The sequence below is a fragment of the Paenibacillus sp. FSL H8-0104 genome (assembly GCF_038050215.1).
In the GTDB taxonomy this organism is placed as follows: domain Bacteria; phylum Bacillota; class Bacilli; order Paenibacillales; family Paenibacillaceae; genus Paenibacillus; species Paenibacillus amylolyticus.
Genome location: NZ_JBBOTC010000001.1, coordinates 5,071,621 through 5,097,061 on the forward strand (window position 1 = coordinate 5,071,621; position 25,441 = coordinate 5,097,061).

The window sequence follows — 25,441 nt, forward strand, 5'->3', positions numbered from 1 at the left end:
CATTATGAATGGAACAAAGTCCACGCATAGTGATGTTCAGGTTTTGCCTGCCCGAAGCAGTAACAATCCTTATTTGAGTGAAAGTATATCATGTCCACTAATGAATGTAAACGTATTCAAATGTTTTTTTGAATTTATCTTTGATATAGTATAATGCTTATAGCCAAGAATCAAACGAATCGGCCTGTTATTATATCAATGTTATTAGGAGGACTCAGACATCATGCAACAACTGGATGCGGCCTTGAGCCGTTTGGTGGAACAGCAGGATTTATATAATGAAGCTTATGGACTTTTCAAAAATCATGATCTGCGTCCCCGCGAACAATATCACCAGCCGGAAGTGGATACACGAATACCTCTTTCTCCAGAACTTCAGTATCTGTACAGTCATTATGAAATGATGGATGCGGATGCGGAAGGTACACTCAAAATGAAAAATGCCGCCGTCGAAATCGGTGATGCCGCACTGATTTCCTTTGTTGCACCTGAACATCTGCTTCGTCAGCAACTGGGGTTCCGCTGGATTGGCATGAATGAACCTTATGAGGAGTCCTCCACTTGGCCAAAAAATCACGTCGTCATCGCAAACTTTAACGATGATCCGTTAATCGTAGATACTGAATCGCCGAACTCTCCTGTATATGCGGCTTTTACAGGGGGAGAACCTAATCGCGTCGCTGACTCGCTGTCAGACTTTTTCAGTGCACTAGCCATCCTGATTGAGGCGGCGCGCACCTATGCCGGAGAAGTAAAAGATGAAGAAACTTATGAAACCAAGCCCGAGTATCTGGAACAAGTGGAACCTTTATTGCAAGATCTGTTGGGAGAAGAGTATACCGCTCATCTGTTCGAGTATCTGTCCTTTTGTTAAAACGGTGAATTAAAGGAATTGGAGGGGCGCCCATATGATCTATGTGGCTTTGCTACGAGGCATTAATGTAGGCGGGAACAATAAAATTAATATGAAGCAGCTGAAAGAAACATTTGAACAAGCAGGTATGCTGGATGTCGTTACCTATATCAACTCTGGCAATATTATTTTTGCCGATCATCAGGAACGTGCCGATGCAAATAGGGAGATATCCCATGTGTTAGAACAGGCCATCGCCGCCGATTTTGGCTTACAGATCAGGGTAATGGTGCGGAATATGGATGAAATCCAAAGTGTTATTCAGACGCTGCCAACGGAATGGGCTAATGATGACACAGCCAAAAGTGATGTGATGTTCCTCTGGGATGAGATCAATGAGCCCTCCGTGCTGGACCAGCTGCCCATCAAACCGGGAATCGGCACACTAATCTATGTTCCTGGAGCGATTTTATATTCAGTCAGCAGAGAAGATGCGTCCAAAAGTGGCATGAACAAGCTTGTGGGATCCAAAGTATATGCCTATATGACGGTTAGAAATGTGAATACCACACGTAAGATATATGCCCTGATGCAAGCAGCAGCAGAGAAATAATACAGACAGGTGGAGATGATGCCACGCAGCTTGTGGCAATTGGAGGTAGTCTAATGAACAGAGCATGGACATTAAACGTCAGCGTCCGATCCGTAGAGCGGGAACCATTCTGGTATGCACCCCAGACTCCCTGGCAGATACAGGGACAAGGTTTTCGAGTGAAATTCTATACCAATAGGGCAATCGACTTGCTTGCTCAAGATCAACTGCTTGTTACCGTTGGTGAGGAAGGTACCGCGAACTGGGCTGCTTTTATCGGAACAGTCGTGGAATGCGAACCAGACTCTCTCCTGCTCTATACAAGTCCTCAGTACGAGGCACAGTTAATGGATATTCGGAGGTTGGAACGTGAATTTTCTCCTTTGGCTTCCATTCTCGGAGCGCAACATGTAATCGAAACTCTGGGCTATTTCCCTCCCTTCCATTATGACGAAATTACGGATGTGCAGCTGGAAACAGTCCAAAATATACAATCCCTCTCTCTTGTGCTAACGCATAATGCTGATAAGGAATGGGAACAGCAGGTGCACTTCCATTTTGAACATATTCAGCAAGAGATGTTCTCCCCTGTGGAGGCATCTAACGTTTGTTTACAGCTAAGTTTCACTAATGCAGCCGATCAGATCCGTGTTAACTTGGATGCCGTATCCGGCTTCTCCGCTACATTCCTATGCAGCACAATTCATATTCAATTCCATTAACCCGGTTATGTAAAAAATCCCTTCATGGGACAACATGACAAAACATCTTTACAGATGTTCTTCCATGCCTATTACCATAAAGGGATAGCTCAACTTCTTCAGCTACACATTTTGCATCTGGTTTAGTCAATTTGAATGCGTCTGCGAGATTGATCATCACCAGGACGTTTTGGAATCTCGAGCTTCAGCACACCTTCTTCCAATCTGGCCTTAATGTGCTCCTCATCAATATGATCAACATAGAATCGCCGGATAAACTCGCCGGAACGGCGTTCCTGCCGTATGATTCGATTGGAGTCATCCTTCTGCTCCACTATATCATTGCGTTTGGCACGAATAATCAATTCATTACCTTGAACCTGAATGTCTATGTCCTCTTTGGCGATGCCCGGAAGCTCGGCTTCTACCGAATATTTGTCTTCTTCCTCACGAATGTCGGTCCGGAATGGCTGGGAGCCAGTTCCAAAAGGGGAGAGGAATGAGTTCTCAACCATGTCATTGAAGGATTTCAACATGTGTCCGAACGGGTCTTCATTTCGTTTACGAAACGGAATCAGATCAAACATGAAAATCAGCTCCTTTTGTGTGGTTGGTTTATTGGTGTTGCTTACATTGATTATTATAATACCCTTGCAAATAAGGCTCAAAGTCTGTAAAAGACGAAAAAAACCGATTTTCTTTCATCATGGTTCACTATTTTAAAATAGATCCTTTTTTCTTTTATTTTGACCTTATTTGATCTTCTGACTTTGTCTGACTATAACGAATGAATGGGGTCCGTTACAGTATTGGATTCATTCTTCCGCATTCCCATCATCATGATTGCCAGCAAGACAACCAGAACAGCTACGAGCATAAATGGAACATGTTTGTCCACCTGATAAAGTGTCGTTGTAAGTAAAGGCGTAATGACGGCGGATATCCCCTGAATCGCTGCTACCAATCCCGCTGCACCTCCCTGCTGTTCTTTGCTAACTGCCAGCGAAGCACCTGCCATGAACCCGGGCATCATCAGACCTGCACCCATGCCAAACAGGAAAAACGAGAAATAATACATGGATAACACATCAAAGACCAAAAACAGGATCATGCTTGCGATCAGGAAAAGGGAACCAAGCAAAATCATCGGACGTGGCTGCCATTTCAACCATTTCATCTGAATGACCTGCATGATCAACATCGCTGCTCCAGAGAACATGAGTCCAAACGAAACCATTCGGGCCGTCGCCGCTGAGGATAGAGCCAGTTGATCCTGAAAATAAAATCCCCCGACAACCTGTAGTGTCATGATACCCATCATCGTGACCAAGCCGGCAGCAAGGTACATTCGTAAACCGCGTTGGAACGGGTTTACTTTAGGCGGTTTTGCCTGAATAACCGGTTTGGCTGACGGGATTAACAGCAAGGCAATAATAAACGCAGCTATCGCTATAAAAATGCCGAAATAAAGCGGCCAGAGCAGACCGATAAGGGTAAAGGCTCCTGCAATCGCAGGTCCAAATACTAGGCCCAGTCCATTCGCAGCACTGATAATCGCCATCCCGCTTCCCCGCTCCTCCCCTTCTGTCACATCACCCATATAGGCCTGGGCAGAAGAAAGTACGGCAGGAATAAACATGCCGATCAGACTGCGCGTCACAATCAGAAGGGTTAACAGTAGCCCTCCTCCGATCCATGCATTTAATCCCCCGTACAATGCCAGTGCAAATAATGCACAGCTCACAGACATTCCTATGAACCCAATCAATATGATGGGTTTTCTTCCTCTTATATCACTCCATCTGCCCCATACCGGAGCCATGACAGCCATCATAATGGACCCAAGCGAGATAATAAGACCGGAATGGCTTTCTTTCATGCCCAACTCGCGAATAAGTGGTGGCATAATGGGTGCAATTAGCATCAGACCCAACATGGCTGCAAATACGCTAAAAAAAATACTTCCTCTGATTCTATTCATGTTTGTACACTCCTCTATATTTCAGTACAGTACCCACTGTACCTGGAGTATACAAGGCTGAATGAATCCCCACTGCCTCTATACGGAACAATTCACGGCAAGCCGGATTATTAATCTTATTTTAAATAAGATCAACCCTTAAAACTTTACACCAGACCACTACGATTACAGTACCATCTTCCGATCGCTATTATCACCGGATTTCCGTGATTCCCTTCTATTAAAGGGAGAAATCCGTTGATAAAGGCGAACGCTCCGCTTCTCCAGACTGGTTCTGCACTCTTCGTTCTCGTGTAAAGTTTCTGTTCATCTTATTTAATAAATCTTTTTCATCTCGGAAGGCTTCACGCCGAATTTGCGATAAAATTGCTGCGAAAAGGCACTGACATTGCTGTAACCGACCGCAATCGCGGCCTCGGTGACGTTGTTATCCTGATTGCGCAACAACTTCATGGCGTTGTCGAGACGAACCTGACGCAAATATTCGAACACCGTGCTTCCGAAAAGTGCCTTGAATCCTTTTTTTAATTTAAAATCGTTAAGACCTACTTGTCTGGACAATGCTAGCAAAGATGGAGGATCTACCATACAAGCCTCCATAATCTCCCGTGCCGTATGTAACTTCCGGATGTCCTCTCTGGAGAATCCCGCGGGAATTGGCGCCAGATCAAACAATTGGATCATAAATCGATTCAAGATCTCCAACGCTGTCGCTTCCATCATTAAGGATGATCGATAGCTGTTGTTTAATTCCACAATCAAACTGTCGATCATCGTTCGTATCCGATTATCCAATTGAAATACAATCGGCTTGAACACTTTTCGTCCCAACACCTGATTAAACGCAATCGACTTGAAACCGCCCAGTTGCGCCGCAGCATAATTGAACAGAGAAACCGGAATCCCCAGCGAAAAGGACGTATACAGTTCCCTTGCCGGAGGATGGAACCACGCTTCGAAATCATGCATAAAAATAAGGGCCCCTTGCCCTATCGATAATGAATAATCCTGACCGGATATATCCACATTCCGCTCTCCTGACAAGGCAAATTGCAATTCCACAATGGGCGTTTCGGATGCAAAATACGTTGGATACGGCTGATGATATTCAACCTGGGAATATAAAATCTCAATGCCACTGTATGTTGTCACTCTTTTGACCTTACCGCTACCCGCCTTGGGAGAGAGCAGATACGTGTGTTCATCTTTCTGACTGTAAGGTTCCTGGGTCAGGTAATGCTGATATACTACGCCTAATGCATCATCCGTGCGCATGGGTATTCACCTCGCCTATATCTTGATCAGACTTGTCAGTAAAGAAAGTCTGAATTAATTGATAATGATTCTCAATTATAATTTTAGCGTATTTTCTCCCGTTCGACCAGTCTTATATAGTATGAAGGTTCACTTCTGCTTTTTTCTTCATGTGGCAACATCATTTTATACACTAACTTACATATCCAATTTGGAAAAATATCTCTTATTTAACCTTTTACACAAATCGCAGACTTCTCTTACCTTACCTTAACATTAGCTCCCTATACTAAAACAATTGTATAACTCATTACACAAGAAACGATAAAGGGGATCTGGAACATTGAAAAAGAGAAATCAATGGCTCGCCGTTCTGTCGATGACTGCCATTCTTACCGCAGGAGCAACCAGCTACACATCCATGATTCATGCCGCTGACGCAACTAAACCCGCCAACGATCATGTCGTACTGCGCACAGCCATCCAAAATATGCAGGGTACGGTCACATGGAACGGAAGCAGTCGCAGTGTTGATATCCAGATCGCAGATACTAAAGTACAACTTCCTGTAGGGACGTCTTCAGCCACCATCAACGGTGTGAAAACCCCTTTGGACAGTAAAAGCTACATCACCAAAGGTACAACGTATGTATCTTCCCAAACGCTAAAATTAATTACGGATCAATTGATCCTGAAACAAAATAAAACCGGTTTTGAACAGACCGCATCGTTTCAGATGCCTAGTGGCAAAGCAGAAATATCAGCTTCTACGCCAGATGGACAGCGCCTGCTCGTAACCGAAGCAGACAATGGCAGCATTTCCGTACTGGACATTGCTGACTTGAATAACATCAACGTATTAAAGACGGTTAGCTTCCATGACCTTTCCGCCAAAGCTGAAGTCACGAGCGTAACCGTATCCAAAGATGGCAAATATGGTCTTGCAGTTATTCGCACAGGTGATACGGACAGTGAAGCAAACAAAGGATTGCTTGCCATTGTGGATCTGACAACCTACAAAACCGTCAAAACGTATGAACTGGGCATTGGTCCTGACTCGATTGCACTGTCACCTGACGGTCTGCATGCGGTTATCGCGATAGAGGATGAAGAGCTGAATACAGCTGCGGATGAAATTGACTATGCCAACACCAAACGTCCGGGTAGCATTATGGTAGTATCTTTTGCTGGCGGGAACGTATTGGAGGGTGAGATCACCAACTTACCGGTCTCTCTGGACAATGTAAAAGGTGCCATCTATCCTAATGATCCACAACCAGAGTATGTTGCTATTAGTCCAGATAGTAAAACAGCAGCCATCACGCTACAGGAAAACAATGTCGTTGCCATTGTAGATCTGGAGACAAAAAAAATCAGCTCAATCTTCGCTCTGGGTACCACTTCACATCAAGCGGATCTGAAGGATGACGGTATCGTTCAGTTTAAAGAGACGTTGAGCGCTCGTTATGAACCGGATGGGATTGCTTTCTCGGCAGATGGTAAATACCTGCTGACAGCCAATGAAGGGGACTTAGGCAAGAATGAATTTGAGGATGGTGTAAAAGCAGGCGGACGTAATATTGCTGTCTGGAATCTGCAAGGCCAGCGGATGTACGATAGTCAGAACCTCATTGACCAGGCAACCGCTATGGTTGGCTTGTATCCGGATGATCGCAGTCCCAACAAAGGCAGCGAAGTCGAGAACCTGACCGTTGCTACTGTAGATGGCACTACGTATGCAGCCGTAGCTTCTGAACGGGCAGATGCCATTTTGTTCTTTGATCTTGCTGATCCAGTCAATCCGGACTACCTGGGTCTGATTCCTACAGCCGGAGAATCACCAGAGGGAATTCATCGTGTTAACGGACGCATCCTGTTTGTGAGTGCAGATGAAAGCACGGGAACACTTAGTTTTTTTGCCAAGAAATAGTTCGAGTGCCCTCGGTATGTAAAGGCTGAACTGAGCGGTGTCACGTTGTATTGAGTAGGTGGGGGCGAAAAGCCCCTATCCTCTCATACTATTGTACGCGCTATTCCACGTACCCACATATAATGCTGCAAAGGTTATCGACGCTTCATATTTTCCAATTCCCTCCTGTTCCGCTCTACTTCCTCTTGTAACACTCGTACTTCCATCCTTAATGCGGATACTTCCTCTTTGACGCCAGACCTCTTCATCCCAAGATAGAAAACCAGATATAATACAAGACCAATCATAATAAAGAAAATTAATAGCGTTATAATACCTGCAATACCAAAATTACTAACTCCATCCATAATGTACGTTTTCCCCTTTCCCATATCCTATTAATTTATATTTACAACAATACCATATTTAAGTATAACGAACAGTACAAAAAGCCAAGAGAGCATGCTCCCTTGGCTTACATTATATCTATATATACCTTCCTATCCGGTGATCCTTATTCCCAGAAGAAACGGCCTGCGAACACTTTTTCCGTCAACAGTTTATACGTTTCTTCAGGCAATTCTTTTTTCATCTTTGCCATAACGGCGTCTTTGCCTTGATTATATTGTGTGGACATGCCAATTTCTGCCGTTGTATTGCTTGCATCCAGACGCATGATTGGGGCTTGAGCATCTTTCGTCCAAGGTGTCCATGCCGCTAGATCAGGTGATCCACCCGTACCTGGATTGCCTGTGTACAGGAACTGCTTCAGATAAGCTGCCATCGCGGCGGACAACTGATCACGTCCTGGTTTGTTTGTATCGCTAAAGTACCCATCAGGGAAATAAGCAGCAATTCCGTCTGCGTGTCCTGTATAGAAGTCCATATCCGCACCATGTGGTGCGCCCAGTAACGTGAGCAAACGCTCAGAGATGACTCCAGGTTGTGTGCCCCATGCAAAACGATACGCATATACTGGTGGTTGACCTGCTTCACTCGTCAATTGCTCCGCTACACGCTCTGCATTAAAGCCTGCATAAGCTTCGCTACCATATTTCAACGCAGCAGCATATTGTTCCGCCTTGGTTTTATCAGTAAACAGAGTCTCATCCGTAATCGACGGAGAGAAGTTTGGATCACCGAAGGCAAAACCGGAGAACTCCGTTTCCAAGCTGCCGAGCAATACAGGTACTTTTTTATAATTGCCATTATTGATGGCGTCAAATCCTTCTTTTGGAATCACTGTGCCATCACGGAACAGATGCGGGAATGGGTCCATACGGATTGCGGTTGCACCAAACGCTGTGACCAGCTTGTCCGCAGGCAGTTCACGCAAATAGCTCTCCAGCTGTGCCTGAGATTGCTTGCCAATCCATGCTTTTGCTTCTTCTGCATTAGCCGCTTTCCCCTCTTGCACGAGTAGCTTCACAAGTACATCCTCGGATTTTTGCTCGCCTTCTTCCGGTGATGCTGTCGTCAATCCTCCGCTGAAAGCAACTGCTTTTTGATACAAACCTTTGCTAAGTGGCGAGATCAGCGTTGCCAGTACATCACGTGCACCAGCAGATTGTCCGGCCAATGTAACATTGCCTGTATCTCCGCCAAAACCTTCGATATTATCCTGTACCCACTCCAATGCACGGAATGCGTCAAGCAGACCATAGTTACCTGAGTCATCCAGGGCATTGCCTGTTTTCAGCGCTGCATTCTCGAAGAATCCAAGGGCTCCCAAACGGTAATTCACTGAGATGATAATGCTGTTGGTGCTCCGTGCAAGCTGTTCACCTTGAAAATCTTTACCTGATCCGGTCATATTCCCGCCGCCGTGCAGGAACACCATAACCGGAAGTTTCGAACTGGTTGTGTCGGGACGCCAGATATTAAGATACAACGAATCTTCGCTTCCCGCTGTAGTCTTGCCGGAGATCTGCAAGCTGTTCGCTGCAAATTCCTTAGCCGATCTGGTTCCTGTCCATGATTCCGGTTCTTGCGGGGCTTTCCAGCGCAGTTCCCCTACCGGAGGTGCCGCGTAAGGAACACCAAGCCAACCGAGCGTGCCATATTGCTCATAGGTTTTGCCATCAATTGTGCCATACTTGGTCTGTTGCACCGTTTGAGGTTTGAACGCTCCAGCTTCTTTATGTTTCAACCAACTCTGCTCCAAGGTTCCACTGCCATTCTTGAGCTGTATCTGCAAAGCCTGTGCGGTTGCCTCTGCCATCAGGCGGTTGGTAAGTTGACTCGCTCCCTTCCCTTGAAGCGCCATGGTTCCTTTCCCAGCCGCATAGGTGGAAGCCGATCCCTGCTCATAATCCGTACCTGCTTCATATCCAAGCACCTTCAGCAGCATTTCGGCATAACCTTCCGCTGTAAGGGGTGCATTAGGTTCAAACTTCTCCGTTCCTGTTACGATCTCAGACACATATGGATGCTGCTTCAAGTAACCAACGACCGGTTGTAATACTTTGCCCGCCTGAGCCGCATCGTCATACGTTTCCGATCCCTGATAAGCGAGTGCTTCTTTCTCCAATCCGGACAAACGCAAGTAAAGTACTGCGGCCTGAATGCGTGTTGCCTTTTTGTTCAGATAAGCTGCATTAACACCTTGACCGCTGCCGCGAATAAGCTCGGATTGAATCAACTTGTCCATCGCTGCTGAAGAAGAAGTTGTTGTGTTCCCTGCTGCATAAGCTGGTAGAGCGGATACACATAACCCCAGAATTGTTGCCACGGCAATCGAACGTTTAATGGTTTTCATGTCATAAATCTCCTCGCTGTCGAATAGTGTGTGATGGGATAATTTCATTGGAAATGTTCAGTTGAAATGCGTATCTAAGAATCAGTATTCCAATGTCTGGATGAGTCTATATCTCTATTTATGAAAAATTAAATCTGCTGCGCTCCTTTCTGCTCGAAATATCTGCTACGGCGCTTGCGGTAATGCCATCAGGCATTTTTTTATATAAAAAAACCTGAACCGAAGGCAAACAGACATCGCTTTAGCGTGGTCTACTGCCCTCAATTCAGGTTTTGCCTGCAATCAGTAACAACCCTGAGGAATGAGGTTCATTCCATATGAAAATGTAAACGCAATCAATCGTTTGATGAACAAACAACCAACGAATGAACTGACACAGGTATTGCCCTAAACACGGTTACAATCCTGTTGTTATGGTGATGTTAGCACATAATGTAAGCGTTCGCAATATCTTTTTTTAATCGTCAATATATCTCTCTGAATGGGTAACATTAAAAACAAGCTCTGCAAGTTCCATATCATATCGAATCGGAACCTACATTGCTTTGGGTATCTGCCTAGCCAGAAGCCCATAAATATTGAGCATGGCGGTCGCTGTGCCCAGAGGTTGTAAGCTTTAATCATACAGAACCGCCGACATAACAAAACAGGCCATAGGCGCATCCACCTATGAACCTGCTCTGATATAACGTGATTTGCGTCAAATTTGTAGAATGAAATGTTTTTTTATTCCTGTAGCTTGCTCACTTGCTCAATCAGGCTATCCAGCCCCTTGTCGACCAGATAAGGTCCATAATTCCAATAGTTGCGAGAAACATTAATGATCCGATGATTTTTGATCGCAGGAATACTCTGATACACCGGCTCATTGAATAGCTCCATCATCTGCTCCATCTCTTCATCGTCCATCTGAGTGAAGAAGTAGTCTGCAGGTTTATCCGCCAGCTTCTCCAATGAGAGCACGGTTCCACCATCTGCATAGGCTTTGTACTGTTCAGGCATATCAAATCCGAAATCCTGGTATATCAACTTGCCCAATGTGCCGCCTTCTCCCCCAAGTAATACCTCCTTATTGTAGATAACGAAGGACATGGCCGTTGTTCCCGGTTCAATATTGAAGTTCAGTTCATCCCGGATCCCATTCAATTTACTTTCGAAAGTAGCAATCCATCGCTCTGCTTCCTCTTTTCGATCCATAATCTCACCCATCGTTCTCAGGGTGTTGATGACATCTGGGTCACCGCCCCAGGCTACCGTAATCGTAGGCGCAATTTTCTCATAGGTGCCGATCACTTCCGTGCTTGTATAATCAGGTACGATGATCAGATCTGGCTCTAGATCCGAGACCACTTCTACGTTCCCTGTTCCTGATCCGATATCCGGTACATTAGCCATCTCTTCCGGGTACAGATCCAGTGTTTCCTTGTTGGCACCCGCCGGCTTCATTCCGAGTGGCAGCAAATACCCCCCATATGTGATCACAACCGGTTTGGCTGATTGGGCTGGAATCTCAACCGTTCTCCCCGATGCGTCGGTATACATTTTGGTTGCAGGCAGTGAAGCATCTTCATTTGCTGTTGACTGTGGATCAGTTCCTCCCCCGCAAGCTGCTAATAGCAGGGATAAACTAAATAATAAACTGACCGCCAAAGTAGGCTTAAAACGAACATTCAAGTCATTCACGCTCCAAGTGTTGTATTGATAATGATTATCGTTATTATCAATATAGCGTTGTGTGAGTTCTCCAGCAATGAACGATTCCGACTTCTTATTGGTACGATTTGAACCTTTAAACAGATGACTGTGCATTTTATATTGAGCAGGAGTTTCTCCCATCATTCGTTTGAAGATTCTGCTAAAGTAGTACAAATCTTTATATCCAACGCTCTCAGCCACATCACGAATCTGAGCCTCTGTCTCTGTTAGCAATACTTTGGCTTGGTTCATCCGGGTTTGGATGACGTATTCCATCGGACTGCAACCGAATTTTCGCTTGAATACCCGTGCCAGATAATGACTGCTGTAATGAAATTGGGCCGCCATATCCTCCATGGACACGGGATGTGCGTAGTGCTCCTGAATGTATGCTGCAATCTTCTCGGCTAATTCTGGAGGATCAGCTACCTGATCACTCGCCTGCTTCCATTGACGAAACTGTTCGTATACAAACTGATACAACAGTCCTATAACCTGCAACCTGTCCAATTCTTCGCTGCTTGCCCAGCATTCATGCATTCTCTCCATTATGGGAATTAGCGACAGCGGATATGTTGCTGCAAAATAATACTGCTGCGGGGAAAATTCATACTCTTGTTGTACGTTTTCTACTCTCGACGGGTCGGTACCAGTGGAGCTTGGCTGGGGTTTATATAAAATAAGATAATATTCCAAGGGGAGATCCAGACAATGGATATGTATAGTTGTGCCTTTGCCAACATGCAGAACCTGCGTCTGGTTGGACCTGAGCTTTTCTTTACCCAAATGAACAATGGCTTCTCCTCTGACCATCAGCAAAAAAGCATGGGCTGGCAAAACATACGGCTTAATTGCCTGTCCCGGCTTCAAGACCAGATGACGAATGTCCATGAGCTTCACCTGATTTTTATTCCACCACTGAATGGCTTCTGACCATTCTTTCATTACAAACCACCTCAATGCCGATCATTAGACGAGGGGCATTCCCTAGCCCGATTTTCTCCTTAACATACAAGAGTGGTCCTCATTTTGTCCAGTTCACCTGAATTCCAGCACCCTTCACTAATCGTAAATTTTACATATAGTTAATCCATTTCATACGTTAGTTTAGCAATTGTTGTATACACTTGGTTTGGGATACCAACTATACATATATTCTAGGAGGATGCATTCATGTTAAACCGGTTTAATGTCCGTGCAGCCAAAATGATGCTCGCGGTGACAACAATTGTTACGGCTACACTCGGAGGAAGCAGTGCAGCGTGGGCTGTGGAAGATACCACCTCAACGACATCTGCATCACCGATTAAAAATGTGATTATTCTGATTCCTGACGGTATGGCTAACGATGCTACCGCTCTGGCTCGTTGGTATAAGGGCTCGTCCCTGACGCTGGACTCCATGGCAAGTGGCATGGTTCGGACACACTCCGCCGATGCGCCGATTGCCGACTCAGCTCCTGCCGGAACTGCTTTTGCAACAGGTTATAAATCTCATACCGGATTTGTTGGTGTACTGCCGGACAAGGCTACGATGCCAGGGCAAAAGGCGATTGCGCCTGGAGACGAAAGAAAACCGATCGCTTCTGTACTGGAAGCTTCCAAACTGGCGGGTAAAGCAACCGGCATTATCGCTACATCCGAGATTATGCACGCCACACCAGCGGACTTCTCCTCTCACTATCCGGACCGTAAAAACTACGATGCACTCAGCAAACAACAAGTCTACAATGGTATGGACGTTGTGTTGGGTGGAGGCAGCAAATACCTTGAGCCAGCCGGACGTAAAGACGGCGAGAATCTGGTTTCGTCTATCAAGGCACTGGGTTACGATTACGTCACTACACCAGCTGCAATGAAAGCATCCGATTCGAACAAGCTATGGGGTATGTTCGCGCCAGCGGGCATGGCTTATAATATGGACCGTGATCCTGCAAAACAGCCAAGCCTTGCCGAGATGACATCCAAAGCCATTGAAGTTCTGTCCAAAGATAAAGATGGCTTTTTCCTGATGGTCGAAGGCAGTAAAGTCGACTGGGCAGCTCATGCCAATGATCCGATTGGTATTATCAGTGACGTGCTGGCTTTTGATGATGCCGTAAAGGTAGCCATGGATTTTGCCAAAGCGGATGGAGAGACTGCCGTTGTGGCTGTTACGGACCACGGTAATGGTGGACTCACCATTGGTAACAACGCAACTAGCGGCACATACGATAAAGAGCCGTTGTCCACATTTATCGGACCTTTGAAAAAGGCCAAACTGACAGGCGAGGGCGTTGAAGCGAAGCTGAATGCCAAGCGTACAAACATCAAAGCAGTGATGAAACAATACTATGGCATTACCGACCTGACTTCCGAAGAGATTGCCACCATTAAAGCGGCCGAGCCAGGCAGTCTTAACTATGCAATCGGTCCAATGATCAGCAAACGTGCAGGGATTGGCTGGACAACCGGTGGTCATACAGGTGGAGATGTTGTGCTGTACACGTATGCTCCGAACAATGACCGTCCATTCGGTGTGATTGATAACACGGATGTCGCCAAATATATGGCACGAGTACTGGATCTGGATCTCGACAGCGTGAGCAAACAATTGTTTGTACCTGCCAAACAAGCATTTACGGCCAAAGGCGCGACGTACAAACTGGACCTGACGGACGCCAAAAATCCGAAGATTCTCGTTTCAAAAGGTAACACCAAACTGGAACTGCAAATTTACAAAAATATTGCACTGGTGAACGGTAAAAAGACAACTTTGGAGGGTGTCATTGTGTATAACGGCGTAGAGGCATTTGTACCACAAACGGCCGTTGATCTGATTCAATAATTCGTTAGAACTACTAGGACTACAGGAGATTACACCATTTGGCTGCCGAATATTTCGGCAGCTATTTTACTGTTTATTATTAAGGAGTAGGTTCCTGCTAGCGCCTATCGTATAATGAACGTAACAAAAATACATATCATGCAAAACAAAAGGAGAGATTCACCCATGTTGATCAAATTAAACTGGATCACGCTGAGGGTCAGTAATTTGGAAGCTTCGCTCGGGTTCTACCACAACATGCTCGGACTTCCCATTCAGCGCAGATTCGAAAGCCGTGGACGACAGATTGCCATGCTGGGCATGGAGAATGAAGCCAAGCTGGAACTGATTGAGGGCAGTGAATCCATTCTTAAACCAGAGGCCGGCGTGTCGATCGGTTATGAGGTGAACTCGCTGGATGAAGCCATGGAACGACTGGCAGAACTGAATATTCCGATTGTGCGTGGCCCCATCCAGCCCAATCCGCATCTGCGGTTTATTTACATTACAGATCCAGATGGCTTTGAGGTGCAACTCGCAGAGCATGTCTAATTAGGCGATTGCGCACAAATGTGCGTATCACAATAACCAGTTGTTAGTGCGTGTTTGCAGTCAAACCAGATGCAAGCTCATACCTGCATCGGGCAGCGTAAGCACGTTTTTGTGTCTGTTTACAGCTTCATGCGGCGCATCAGCGGCACACCTACGCGATTCAACAACCGATCAAGCAGCAGCCAGCACCAGCGTCTGCCCCACGAAAGGTGGCGCTCATACACAGCGGAATATTCAAAATCCGCCACAGCACCGCGATTGCGCTTGAACTGCGCAGCCCCGGCGCTCTCATGTAACAGATGGCCGTGCTCGCGAGCCTGTCCGATCAGACAAGCTGATAACATGCGGTATAGTCCGACGGATTGGGGCACCGCTGTATCGTAACCGAACAGCGGCGTTGTTATGATTCCATTTCGGCAGAAATAACCCATCACCGCGTCCAGGCACCCTTCCTTCCGCAGTCCATAGAGTCTGAGTGTTCCTGATGCCAACGCAGCAGCAATGAACCGCTCAGTAAATTGCGGATTGTGATAGGAGTACTTTTCAAGGTATAACAGCTTGTACAATTCCACAATTCGCGGAATATCTGCATCCGTCATATCTAATTCGGAAACGAATTCGTATCCATGCTTGCCCAATAATTCGTAATCCCGCTTCAACAGCCAACGTGACTTCGAGTTGCCAAAATTCGGATCATGCGCATGGTACAGGTAGATTTGTCGGCTCGGAATTAGTCGACACCCCACTTCCGTTAGCCTCACCGTCAGATCGGGATGAAGTCCAGGGCACAAAGAGCGAAACACAATGACATGTTCAGGGTATCGCTCTTGTACCGCTGTAAGCAAACATTCTGCTTGTTCACCGGACATGGCTGGATACAGATTGGTGGACAACAACCAGTTGTTCACATGCACAACTTTGTTGATCTGCGATTGCTTCATTCCCCAACCTATTAGACTGATCAGCACAGAAAGACCTTTTTCCAACACGGTCTTCTGCAACATGGTCAATTCCTGCTTGGCGTAACTCACATAATGCGTATATGGCGAACAAACGTAAGCATTATCATACTCTGTATCATTCACCGTCAGCGGAATAACGAGATTATCAATCCGGGCGAGCAACAATGTCGTTTCCACATTGGACATAAAGCTTTGGGTTCCGTCCAGCATCATAGGTTCCAGATAGACTCTGGCATATCTGCCATCCTCCGTATCGGGCCAGTCCATGTCTTTGAACGATTGCTGATCATACAGCTGCACGCGTGCAGTTCGATTATCTTTCCTAACTTCATATGTACGGTCATCGTAGGCCGAACTGTATTTCATTCCTTTATTCTTCAACCTTTTACTCCCCCATGAGGTTACATCTTCTTTTAACTACCATTTACAGTTTCAGTTCTACGCTCTTCATACTCTACACATCACTGTATAGGAAAAAAATGTCGGCATCAAGCTGTTTGGCAGATGAAAAAAGCCCGTCCAGTACGCTAAATACGCACCGTCAGGCCCTCAACAATTAATATTAAAGTTTATTCTCAACGGAAGAAGCCTGATGATCCGAGACTAACTCATTCAGGTCTACAATCAGTTGCTCCAATTCTCCAAAGCTCTCTACCATCTTCTGTGTCAGGTTACGTTGTTCTTCCATGCTCGCCAGAATCTCTTCTGTCGCTGCACTGGATTGCTCCGTTACACTCGAAATCTCGGAAACTTCATTCACAACTCTGGTGGACGATTCCTTCATTGTAGCCGAACTAGTCTCGATATCTGTCGCTTGATTCAACACATGCTGAGAGTTGCTGTTGATCATACGGAATACTTCCTCTGCTGTATGGACACTATCTCTTCCTTGTTGTAACGATAGACGAATGCGTTCGAATCGATCTGTCAGTGCCTGCGTCTGTCCTTTTAATCGAGACAGGATGGTTCCGATATCACTTGCGGACTGACCCGAGTTCTCTGCCAACTTGCGAACTTCCTCTGAGACAACAGCAAACCCACGTCCATGCTCACCCGCACGAGCGGCTTCAATGGCTGCATTAAGCGCGAGAAGGTTAGTCTGACTCGCAATATCCGCTATGCTGTTCAGCATAAGCGTCATGGATTCACTTTCCTCGTTGAACTTTCGCATGTCATTTGCAGTTGTATTAATCGTTTCATATAGATCTTGCATCTGGATGTTTAGCTGGTCCATCTGTGTGCTTCCAGTTTGCGTGCTCGTTGCCATACTTGCGGACAACTCTTTCATCTGCTGCGAATACGAAGCAACGTCCTTGATATGCTGATCCGACACAGATAAGGATTCCGAGATCTCGGCCACACTGGTCGCCTGGAACTCAACACCTTTTGCAACCTCACTGAACCCAAGCGTCACCTCATTGGTGATGGAGCCGGTCGCATTCACTTTTTGCTTCAATTGATCTGTATAACGTGATAAACCTTCGACCGATTCCTTCACACGCTCCAGCATGGTTTCTACTCTTTGCTTAGAATGCTCCACCTCATTCTGGCGTACTTCACTTTCATGGAAGAGCCTTTGATTCAGCTGTGAGACCAGCATCAGAATGGCCCCCGTGAGAGCGAATAGTCCCACATTAACGATATTGCCTATTAGCTCAACAGAATCAACGGTATTCATAACAAATAATTGAAGAACACTGTTGACTAGTAATACCGAAAATCCAACCACAAAAAATTTCTTGTTAGGAAATAACAGTAGAACTGCGGTTATAACCAAACTTAAGGCAAAATTGACCGTTCCCCAACCGACATAGACTCCACATATTGTAAGTAATACAGTAATCAGCCATGGAATGAGATGAATATGTTTCTTTTTCGCATTAGCGTATGTAATCCAAACTACAAAGACTAGAGCTACTCCATTGGACACAAGTAACTTCGGCATCGTAAAGGCCAGCCCCATACCAATGGCAATAATAATCCACAAAATGATGCCGATTAATTTGTTCCTTTTCCAAATAATTTCGTCCATACGATCCATGCATACCCCGTCCTTTTATGTAGGTTAAATGTAAGTTGTAGGGCCTTTCTGTACTACATCTAGTAGTCTTTGGTCCTGCTTATGTGCAAATCGCAAATACGCAGCGCCTTAGCATAGTACATATTAACTTCATAAGTATGAAACCAGCGCTACTTTATGTATATCGGTATTCAACATTTAAAATGAATATGAAATGTAAAATGATATGTAAGCATATCATTTTACAAACAAAAAAAGGTCTGTCTCATGCGTTATGGCGCACAAGACAGGCCTTTTGGGTCGTGAAAGGATGTGCAACAGCTCTTACTTTCCAAATACAAGTGTTGTATTGGAGGAGCCTGCATACTTGGTGACGAACTCACGCGCGTAGCTGGCACTTTCTACCTGATAACTGTAATTGGAGCTTGGTCTCCAGTTCGTTTTAGGAGAAGTCGGACTATTAAGCGCTGGTGTACTGCCCGTATCCGTAAACTCACCTTTTCCTTTGTCATCCAGGATGCCTCCCTTTTCAGCGCCGGCACCAAAGTAGTTGTTTTCGGAATAAATTCGTGCTTTTTCACCAATTGTGATGGCCTGATTAAAGTTGTTTGCATAGTTGTTTTTGAGATGGAAGTAACCATATCTTAAAAGTCCAGGACCACGTACATATAAATTTTCAAAATAATTGTTGGACATCGTCACATGAGGTACTCCATTGTAACTGCTGTTACCATCATTCGGATGACCGAGGATGACGCCATACTTATGGTTCGCAAATTTGGAATTGCTAATCGTAATATAGTCGGCGCGATCGCCAATATACAGAAGTTTGTCCAGATCATTACCGCCAGAGCTGTAGCTGTGACCAGCAAACGTCACATGATCAATCCAGTAATTGGAGCCTGAAGTGATATACATCTGGATATCATCATTGGCATTAATATTGGAAGCGTGTTCAAAAGTCAGATTCTGAAAAATCACATTGCTTGAACTGCTTGTGGATCTGAAATGAATATTCGTTAATGTATGTTTGCCAAAGGAACCTACAAGTGTCTTGTTCGCTCCAAATTCAACCTTTTGCAGCGTAGAGGAAGAAATATTCTGTTCAACAACGACAATCTTGGCTGTAGAGCCCGCCATATGTGTTCTCAAGTCATTGAGATTACTAACATAAACCACCTGACCGTTCTTGCCACCTGTCGTAGCTGACTTGGATACACCATTTTCATTCTTGGCACTGCCTGCAAAACCAGTCAACCCGTTCGTACCTGTGTTCGGATAACTGGCCGCACCATATGTAGACGGGGCTGTGGAGACAGTTAACAACAATAGAGTTACAGCGAGTAAAAGCATCGAAAATTTCTTCAAAATTTCACCATCCTTTATAATATTATCCTCAAAGACAACTCGATTATATCGTGTAACTTTGGCTGTGACAATACAAAAATTGCAAAAAGACAATAATTATCATTTTTATGCAACAGCAGATCAGATATAGTGAAAAAACATAAAACCAGGCCATTCGTTCACACAAAATTGAGCCGCTAATTAGCGGCTCTATTAACGAGTACTATGTGATCCAACTTGGAACTGATCCACCCTTGGATCAGTTCCTAAAGCCTCTGACGAAAAACCATTTGCTTGCGGATAATAATATGTCACGACTTCTGATAGCTGCGGCGGAAGGCGCCAGGTGTGATTCGTTCCAGCTTCTTGAAGATGGCTCCATAATAGCTGGTCGATTCGAAACCGACTTGACGAGCGATATCCTCCATCCCGCGTTGCACATTATCGAGCAGCAGTTCCTTGCTCTTGTTGACTCTTACCTGATTAACATAGCTGATGGGACGAATACCTGTCGTTTTCTTAAACAAATGACAGAAATATTCTGGTGTGACACAGATCAATCCGGCAAGCGTTGGCAAAGTAATCTCTTCAGCATAATGTTGTTCAATATAGTCCAGAACCGGCTTTATTCGCTCATACTGCTGTCCGACGGTATCGCTGCCCTCAACAGATACGCGTTGAATAATCTCTGTCAATAAGGTATAGAGGACAGCGGAGCAGGCGTAATTGCTTAATGTCTGCTCTTGTGGTGTTAAGGCAGCTTGTAGCAGCTCCCGCATTCGGGATAGAAGGTATTCAGGCTGTGCAAGCGTGTATACGCATGTGTCGACAATGCCAACGGTTTCAAACAAGCTTGCTGTCTCGTTGCCATCGAAAATGATCCAGTCGACTTCCCAACTGCCGGATAGCGCATAGTATTCGTGCTTCTGTCCAGGGAATAACAGCATGCCCATACCTGGCTTGACAATATGTTCCGTTTCACTGAGCTTGAACTTACCCACACCGCTGCGGCATTGTATCCACTGATAATCCTCAATGCCTTGGTCTCGGCGGATATGCTCCTGTTCATGATGCAGGCCGATGCCAAGTAAATAAAAAGGGAGCAACTTGTCTCGGGCAGATAACACCGGAAAATTACGATTGGGATGAGGCATACGACTAACTCTCCTGATCTTAATATTGTTATATCATATTAATTATTTAAGATATTCACTCGAATTAATATAACATATAATCGCAATATATTGATAAATAAAGGAGATCACAGGATGACAATTAAGATCGGAATTGATTATTATCCAGAGCAATGGACCCCGGAGTTATGGGAGAAAGATGCCATACTTATGCAACAGACAGGGGTTGCAGTTGTGCGAATGGCGGAGTTCGCCTGGAGCCGAATGGAACCGACTGAGGGTAATTATCAGTTTGAATGGCTGGATGCGGCCATAGAAGTATTCGCTTCACGTGGTATGGAAATTGTGTTATGCACCCCCACCAATACCCCGCCAAACTGGATGACAACCCGTTATCCGGATGTGCTGCCCATGGATGAACAACGCCACATCATTCGGCCAGGTGTGCGTGGACATCGTTGCAACAACAGCCCTTCCTTGAGAATGCTGGGCTCCAAATTTGTGGAAGCGATATCACAGCGCTACGGTAAGCATCCCGCCGTTATTGGCTGGCAAATCGATAACGAGATGCACTACCAGGAATGCCATTGTGATACATGTAATCGTTCGTTTGTCGCTTGGCTGCAAAAGCGTTATTCCAATCTGGAGGAGTTGAACCGGGAGTGGGGTACGGTCGTCTGGAGTGGTGAGTACAGCAGCTGGGCTGAGGTAACAACGCCACTCGGTGCCAGCAAACCGATGAATCCTTCCTATCTTCTGGAGTACAAGCGATTTTGTTCTGACAGCGTAGGCTATCTGCTGGGATGGCAGCTTGAGATTTTACGCCGTAACTGTCCAGGCCAATTTGTGACGCATAACATGTGGCAATATCCGAATAGCCTGGACTATTATGATATGCACAACGAATTGGACTTCGTCTCTGTTGATTATTATCCGAATGAGCTGTATCGCGATTATGGCGATCGGTTTCCGAGGAACGGAGCGCTTACGCTGGACTTGGTTCGCGGCATCAAACGCCGGAATTTCTGGGTAATGGAACAACTCAGCGGGGCACAGGGCGCCTGGATGCCAATTCAGCGCACGCCCTATCCTGGACTGATCCGAGCTCGCTCCTGGCAGACAATCGCTCGCGGTGCGGATATGGTTGTCCATTTCCGCTGGCGGAGTGCTACCGTCGGAGCGGAACAGTTCTGGCATGGGCTGATCGACCACAGCAATGTTCCTGGACGCAGGTTCAGGGAGTTCGCGGAGCTTACTCGCGAGGTGAACCAGTTAGGAGAACTCTTGGCCGACTCATCCATTGTTACCCAGGTTGCTATTCTGCATTCGCATGATCAGCACACAGCGCTTTCCCTTCAGCCGCAGGCGGAAGGGGGAATGCACTATATAGACAACCTTTCCTCTATGCATAATGCATTTCTGAAAATGGGCGTTGGTACAGACGTTATCAACTGGACTGAGGAGCTCGATGGGTACAAGCTGGTCATTGTCCCTTCCCTCTTCCTGTTAAGTGAAGAAGTAGCACAGCGGCTGGAGCGATTCGCAGCCAAGGGTGGTACGGTTGTCCTTACCAACCGGACTGGCGTGAAGAACATGAGGAATGTATGTGAGATGCTGCCTCTGCCGGGGCTACTGGGTGAAGCGGCGGGTGTTGTCGTAAGTGAATATGATGCCATCGGCAACAGTGAGCATCGGATACGGAACGCGGAGGGCAAGACTTTCGCTGCGAAGCAATGGTGTGATCTACTGGAACTGCGAGGTGCAGAGCCGATCGCCTGGTATGACAACGACTTTTACGAGGGTGTACCGGCAGTTACTGTCAATAAGCTTGGTGAAGGTGAAGTGTATTATGTCGGCACTTGGCCGGAGCCATCGTATTTCTATCAGTTGTTTGAAGACATATTGAAGGAAAAAGGGTTGACGCCCGAGATCCAGCTTCCGGAAGGTGTCGAGCTTTCGATTCGAACGAAGGGGGAGCAGAACTTCCTGTTCCTGATCAATTTGACGAATGAGCAACGAGAGATTACGTTGGACGTTCCTTATCGAAGCTTGTTGACCAGCGAGAGGTTGGATCAGAAGTTGACCCTTCCAGCTCTGGGAGTAGATATTTTAACTGTATAAGATCAGCCGTTTTCATATTTAAAAAGGGATGTCTCACAAGGCTTACGACCTTGAGGGACATCCCTTCTCTGCTTTCACTAACATCCACCTAATCTGAATAAGAGTATTGCCAGTTAGTTCATCTTATTTGATTTTGATTTCCAGTTCATCATTCTTGGCTTCCTGCAAATCATCATAGACCTTATCTGGTTTACCACTAAGTTTTAACACCATGGACTCCGGATGGTCCAACAGATTGCTACTGAAAGAATACATCATTCCATCTTCCGATCCGCTTCCACCTACCATGGATAACTTGGTCTGCTTCCCATTACGGGAGGTCGAAATGATCTCGATAGGCCGAACAATCTCGTTGAGCGACAACTTCGTTTTGTAATCAGTCTCTTGATCAGGTGCATGGACAAATCTGACCCGAGTTACCAGCGGAGACACCTCCACCTCCGACAACAAGACCTCATAGCCTCCAAGAACAAAAGTCCGATTAACGTTAATGATTTCCGTTTTGGGGATAGAAAACTTGGGATCCAGAGGGAAAGAAACATTCATTTTTTTTGAGAATTGATATTTTCGTTCCTTCTCCCCGTTGCCTGTATAATCCACCACATCTGGTACAACTGAAGACAGCTGGAATTGTAGATTCACTTGATCAGGCAATGGTTTATTTCGATTTCGATCAATTGTACTTCGACCATACACTATATGCTTATCCTTCGAAAAATACACACCGCCTGAACTTCCGTTGTCAAGCAAATCGCCTGTCAATGCATCCGTCATCTTCATATTGACAGTCGAATACATCTCCTGCGAAGCATCCGTTTTGGCAGTATACAATACCGTTATTCTATTCTCATCTGCCAGAACTGCATTCACAGTAAACGCATATATGCCCGATGTAACCGTCTGATCTACAAGTTGCACATACCCATTATTAATTGCTGATGTTATCGTGGTTTTTTCCACATCGGTTGCCAACTCACGAAAGGGCTCTAGTACTCCCCAATGGGTCACAGGCTCAGTATATGTTGCCTGCTCTTGACCATAACTCCCAAGCGGACCTAAGAGAAACCAACCCGCAGCCAGAACCGTGACCAGTACTGCTGTGATCCATTTGACACGAAAGGTCCTACCTGATCGTCTTGTTCTGGCCATCGCGAGACCACGTTGAATTGCAACAGTCGTATCCGCCGGATTCCATTGCTGGTTCTCTCTTTTCACCTGATATGCATCTGCAAGAAGTGCTTTTTCCTCCGGGTTAGTGGTCATGCCAATCCCTCCTATTCTTCATCAACTTGCGCAACTGCTGGAGCCCCTTGTGCTGCCAGGTCTTGATCGTCCCTTCCGGTTTGCCGAGGATGGAGGCAATATCCGTCAGTGTCATGTCGTTATAATATTTCAGCAATAATACATGGCGATATTTCGGTTTCACCTTTTGCAAAAGAGATTCCATAGCGATTCGATTATCGTCAACGCTAATCATCCAAGATGCCGGAATACTGTCCTCCATATCCTCCTTCGCCAGAGGTGTCGCCCGCTTTCGGCGCCTCTGTTCATCGATACAGACATAAATCAGAATCCGAATGATCCAAGACTTGAACGCCTTCTCATTGTTCAGCGTACGACGTTTGATCCAAGCTCGGCACGTCATCTCCTGTACCGCTTCCAGCGCATCTTGCTGGTTACGCAGATAACTGTAGGCAATAGAAATAAGCGTATCTTGATGTTCCATAATGGATTGCACAAATTCCGTCTCGTCTTCGGTCTGCACATAGATCCTCTGGTTCATCTCTGCTTTTGTTTCCACCCCGCATCCCTCCTTCTCTCTCTCTCTCTTTCTGTGGTATAAGACGGGTGAGTGAAGCAAACGGTTTTTATTCATCAAAAAAAGCTCCGCCATCATCATGAGGGAGCTTGATTACATAGGACTTCGTCTGCCGATATACTGAATTACGTACACGCATGAACAATTCAAGATCAACTAACTTACAAATTGCCGGTGACTTCGATCCCGTCGGCCAATTGCAGATGATTTCTCACCCAAGTGGTGAACCGATTCAAAAAAATCCGTAATTCTGGCTCTGCAACCACCTGTTGATCCAGCTCTGATAAAATCCCCACCCACACTTCCTTCGTAATCGGATTCTCCCAGCAGGGATCAAGTGCCTTCATCTCTTCTCCAGTTCGCGGGTCAGTTAAGGGAAATGTGCGATCCAATGCGGGACGAATATAGTCAAAGTCTTCATTATATATGAACAGCATGTCTTCCATCTCTACTTCAACCGATTCTTCTATATATAAAGGGGATAAAACAAAACCCACATTCCGCTGTGGACCTTGATACTGATACATGAGCGCAGGAATTGTTCTCTTTGATTTTTTAGCCATATATGCTCCTCCTGTTTCAGGCAAATCTCTTACCGCTCAGAGTTCAAACCAGATTAAACCACCATCAACCTGTCTGGTTTCTTGCTCCATCTGCTTCATCCAGCTCCGCGCCTCCTCACCCCAGATATGAAACAAACAGTAGATATACGAATCCCCATCCACAATCTCTTCTAACCCGGAAACCTTTTCTATCCACACTTCAAGGGCTCTAGGCCAGGAAGGATCTTCACGTTTCAATACAAAGCCGTTGGCTTGGTGTTCCAAACTATACACTTCGGTAAATTTTAATGAACTTGCCAAACACTTCACAACTTCAGGTAAAATCGCAGGCTCCGTTGTTCTAATCCCATATTCCCAGCCCATATGTACAACCTCC

General features: G+C 45.7%; 20 protein-coding genes. 7 read left to right on the top strand and 13 right to left on the bottom strand.

What is annotated here, in order from left to right; genetic code table 11:
• Positions 1–223 precede the first annotated feature (223 nt).
• The 3 genes from NST38_RS22415 to NST38_RS22425 are packed head-to-tail and all read left to right on the top strand — an operon-like array spanning position 224 to position 2,167.
• Complete coding sequence (locus NST38_RS22415; RefSeq protein WP_076252781.1) at positions 224–874, top strand: hypothetical protein; 651 nt, start codon at positions 224–226, stop codon at positions 872–874.
• 34 nt (positions 875–908) lie between these two features.
• Positions 909–1,466: a DUF1697 domain-containing protein gene (locus tag NST38_RS22420; protein WP_076252782.1), complete on the top strand. Its 558-nt coding sequence runs from the start codon at positions 909–911 to the stop codon at positions 1,464–1,466.
• Between the two features lie 53 nt (positions 1,467–1,519).
• Positions 1,520–2,167, top strand: a complete 648-nt coding sequence (locus NST38_RS22425; protein WP_076252783.1) for an Imm50 family immunity protein — start codon at positions 1,520–1,522, stop codon at positions 2,165–2,167.
• Between the two features lie 122 nt (positions 2,168–2,289).
• Here NST38_RS22425 and NST38_RS22430 read toward each other — a convergent pair whose 3' ends face one another.
• The 3 genes from NST38_RS22430 to NST38_RS22440 form a co-directional block, all read right to left on the bottom strand.
• The gene (locus NST38_RS22430; RefSeq protein ID WP_047843886.1) at positions 2,290–2,733 is read right to left on the bottom strand and encodes an Hsp20/alpha crystallin family protein; all 444 of its coding nucleotides are present in this window, start codon (positions 2,731–2,733) and stop codon (positions 2,290–2,292) included.
• A 191-nt stretch (positions 2,734–2,924) separates the two neighbouring features.
• Entirely contained in the window at positions 2,925–4,127 is a 1,203-nt protein-coding gene (locus NST38_RS22435; RefSeq protein ID WP_076252784.1) for an MFS transporter, read from the bottom strand.
• Between the two features lie 315 nt (positions 4,128–4,442).
• Positions 4,443–5,402: a helix-turn-helix transcriptional regulator gene (locus tag NST38_RS22440; RefSeq protein ID WP_076252785.1), complete on the bottom strand. Its 960-nt coding sequence runs from the start codon at positions 5,400–5,402 to the stop codon at positions 4,443–4,445.
• 322 nt (positions 5,403–5,724) lie between these two features.
• Between NST38_RS22440 and NST38_RS22445 the strand changes: the two genes are divergently transcribed.
• Positions 5,725–7,311, top strand: a complete 1,587-nt coding sequence (locus NST38_RS22445; protein WP_076252786.1) for a choice-of-anchor I domain-containing protein — start codon at positions 5,725–5,727, stop codon at positions 7,309–7,311.
• A gap of 493 nt (positions 7,312–7,804) precedes the next feature.
• Here the strand turns inward: NST38_RS22445 and NST38_RS22450 are convergent, their stop codons facing one another.
• Positions 7,805–10,048 carry a carboxylesterase/lipase family protein gene (locus tag NST38_RS22450; RefSeq protein ID WP_076252787.1) on the bottom strand — a complete coding sequence of 748 codons (2,244 nt, stop codon included), beginning with the start codon at positions 10,046–10,048 and terminating at the stop codon, positions 7,805–7,807.
• Positions 10,049–10,774: 726 nt separating this feature from the next.
• Positions 10,775–12,688, bottom strand: a complete 1,914-nt coding sequence (locus NST38_RS22455; protein WP_341344068.1) for an AraC family transcriptional regulator — start codon at positions 12,686–12,688, stop codon at positions 10,775–10,777.
• Positions 12,689–12,916: 228 nt separating this feature from the next.
• Between NST38_RS22455 and NST38_RS22460 the strand changes: the two genes are divergently transcribed.
• Together NST38_RS22460 and NST38_RS22465 are read left to right on the top strand one after the other, a co-directional pair.
• Positions 12,917–14,569, top strand: coding sequence for an alkaline phosphatase (locus tag NST38_RS22460; RefSeq protein ID WP_036668659.1), 1,653 nt, complete (start codon positions 12,917–12,919; stop codon positions 14,567–14,569).
• A gap of 165 nt (positions 14,570–14,734) precedes the next feature.
• Entirely contained in the window at positions 14,735–15,100 is a 366-nt protein-coding gene (locus NST38_RS22465) for a VOC family protein (RefSeq protein WP_076252789.1), read from the top strand.
• Between the two features lie 119 nt (positions 15,101–15,219).
• Here the strand turns inward: NST38_RS22465 and NST38_RS22470 are convergent, their stop codons facing one another.
• From NST38_RS22470 to NST38_RS22485, 4 genes are all read right to left on the bottom strand, one after another.
• On the bottom strand, positions 15,220–16,443 hold the full coding sequence (locus NST38_RS22470) for a GNAT family N-acetyltransferase (RefSeq protein WP_083684678.1): 1,224 nt from the start codon (positions 16,441–16,443) through the stop codon (positions 15,220–15,222).
• A 181-nt stretch (positions 16,444–16,624) separates the two neighbouring features.
• On the bottom strand, positions 16,625–18,103 hold the full coding sequence (locus NST38_RS22475; protein WP_076252790.1) for a methyl-accepting chemotaxis protein: 1,479 nt from the start codon (positions 18,101–18,103) through the stop codon (positions 16,625–16,627).
• A gap of 303 nt (positions 18,104–18,406) precedes the next feature.
• The gene (locus tag NST38_RS22480; RefSeq protein WP_076252791.1) at positions 18,407–19,450 is read right to left on the bottom strand and encodes a pectate lyase family protein; all 1,044 of its coding nucleotides are present in this window, start codon (positions 19,448–19,450) and stop codon (positions 18,407–18,409) included.
• 290 nt (positions 19,451–19,740) lie between these two features.
• Positions 19,741–20,583, bottom strand: a complete 843-nt coding sequence (locus NST38_RS22485; protein WP_076252792.1) for an AraC family transcriptional regulator — start codon at positions 20,581–20,583, stop codon at positions 19,741–19,743.
• A gap of 114 nt (positions 20,584–20,697) precedes the next feature.
• Between NST38_RS22485 and NST38_RS22490 the strand changes: the two genes are divergently transcribed.
• A complete protein-coding gene (locus NST38_RS22490; RefSeq protein ID WP_083684680.1) occupies positions 20,698–22,683 on the top strand; it encodes a beta-galactosidase in 1,986 nt (661 codons plus the stop codon).
• A 123-nt stretch (positions 22,684–22,806) separates the two neighbouring features.
• Here the strand turns inward: NST38_RS22490 and NST38_RS22495 are convergent, their stop codons facing one another.
• From NST38_RS22495 to NST38_RS22510, 4 genes are all read right to left on the bottom strand, one after another.
• The gene (locus tag NST38_RS22495) at positions 22,807–23,946 is read right to left on the bottom strand and encodes a DUF4179 domain-containing protein (protein WP_076252793.1); all 1,140 of its coding nucleotides are present in this window, start codon (positions 23,944–23,946) and stop codon (positions 22,807–22,809) included.
• A complete protein-coding gene (locus tag NST38_RS22500; protein WP_256720093.1) occupies positions 23,936–24,484 on the bottom strand; it encodes a sigma-70 family RNA polymerase sigma factor in 549 nt (182 codons plus the stop codon). Before NST38_RS22500 ends, NST38_RS22495 begins: the two co-directional genes overlap by 11 nt.
• A 179-nt stretch (positions 24,485–24,663) precedes the next feature.
• Positions 24,664–25,065, bottom strand: a complete 402-nt coding sequence (locus NST38_RS22505; protein ID WP_076252794.1) for a hypothetical protein — start codon at positions 25,063–25,065, stop codon at positions 24,664–24,666.
• A gap of 36 nt (positions 25,066–25,101) precedes the next feature.
• Entirely contained in the window at positions 25,102–25,428 is a 327-nt protein-coding gene (locus NST38_RS22510; RefSeq protein WP_076252795.1) for a hypothetical protein, read from the bottom strand.
• Between the last annotated feature and the right edge of the window lie 13 nt (positions 25,429–25,441).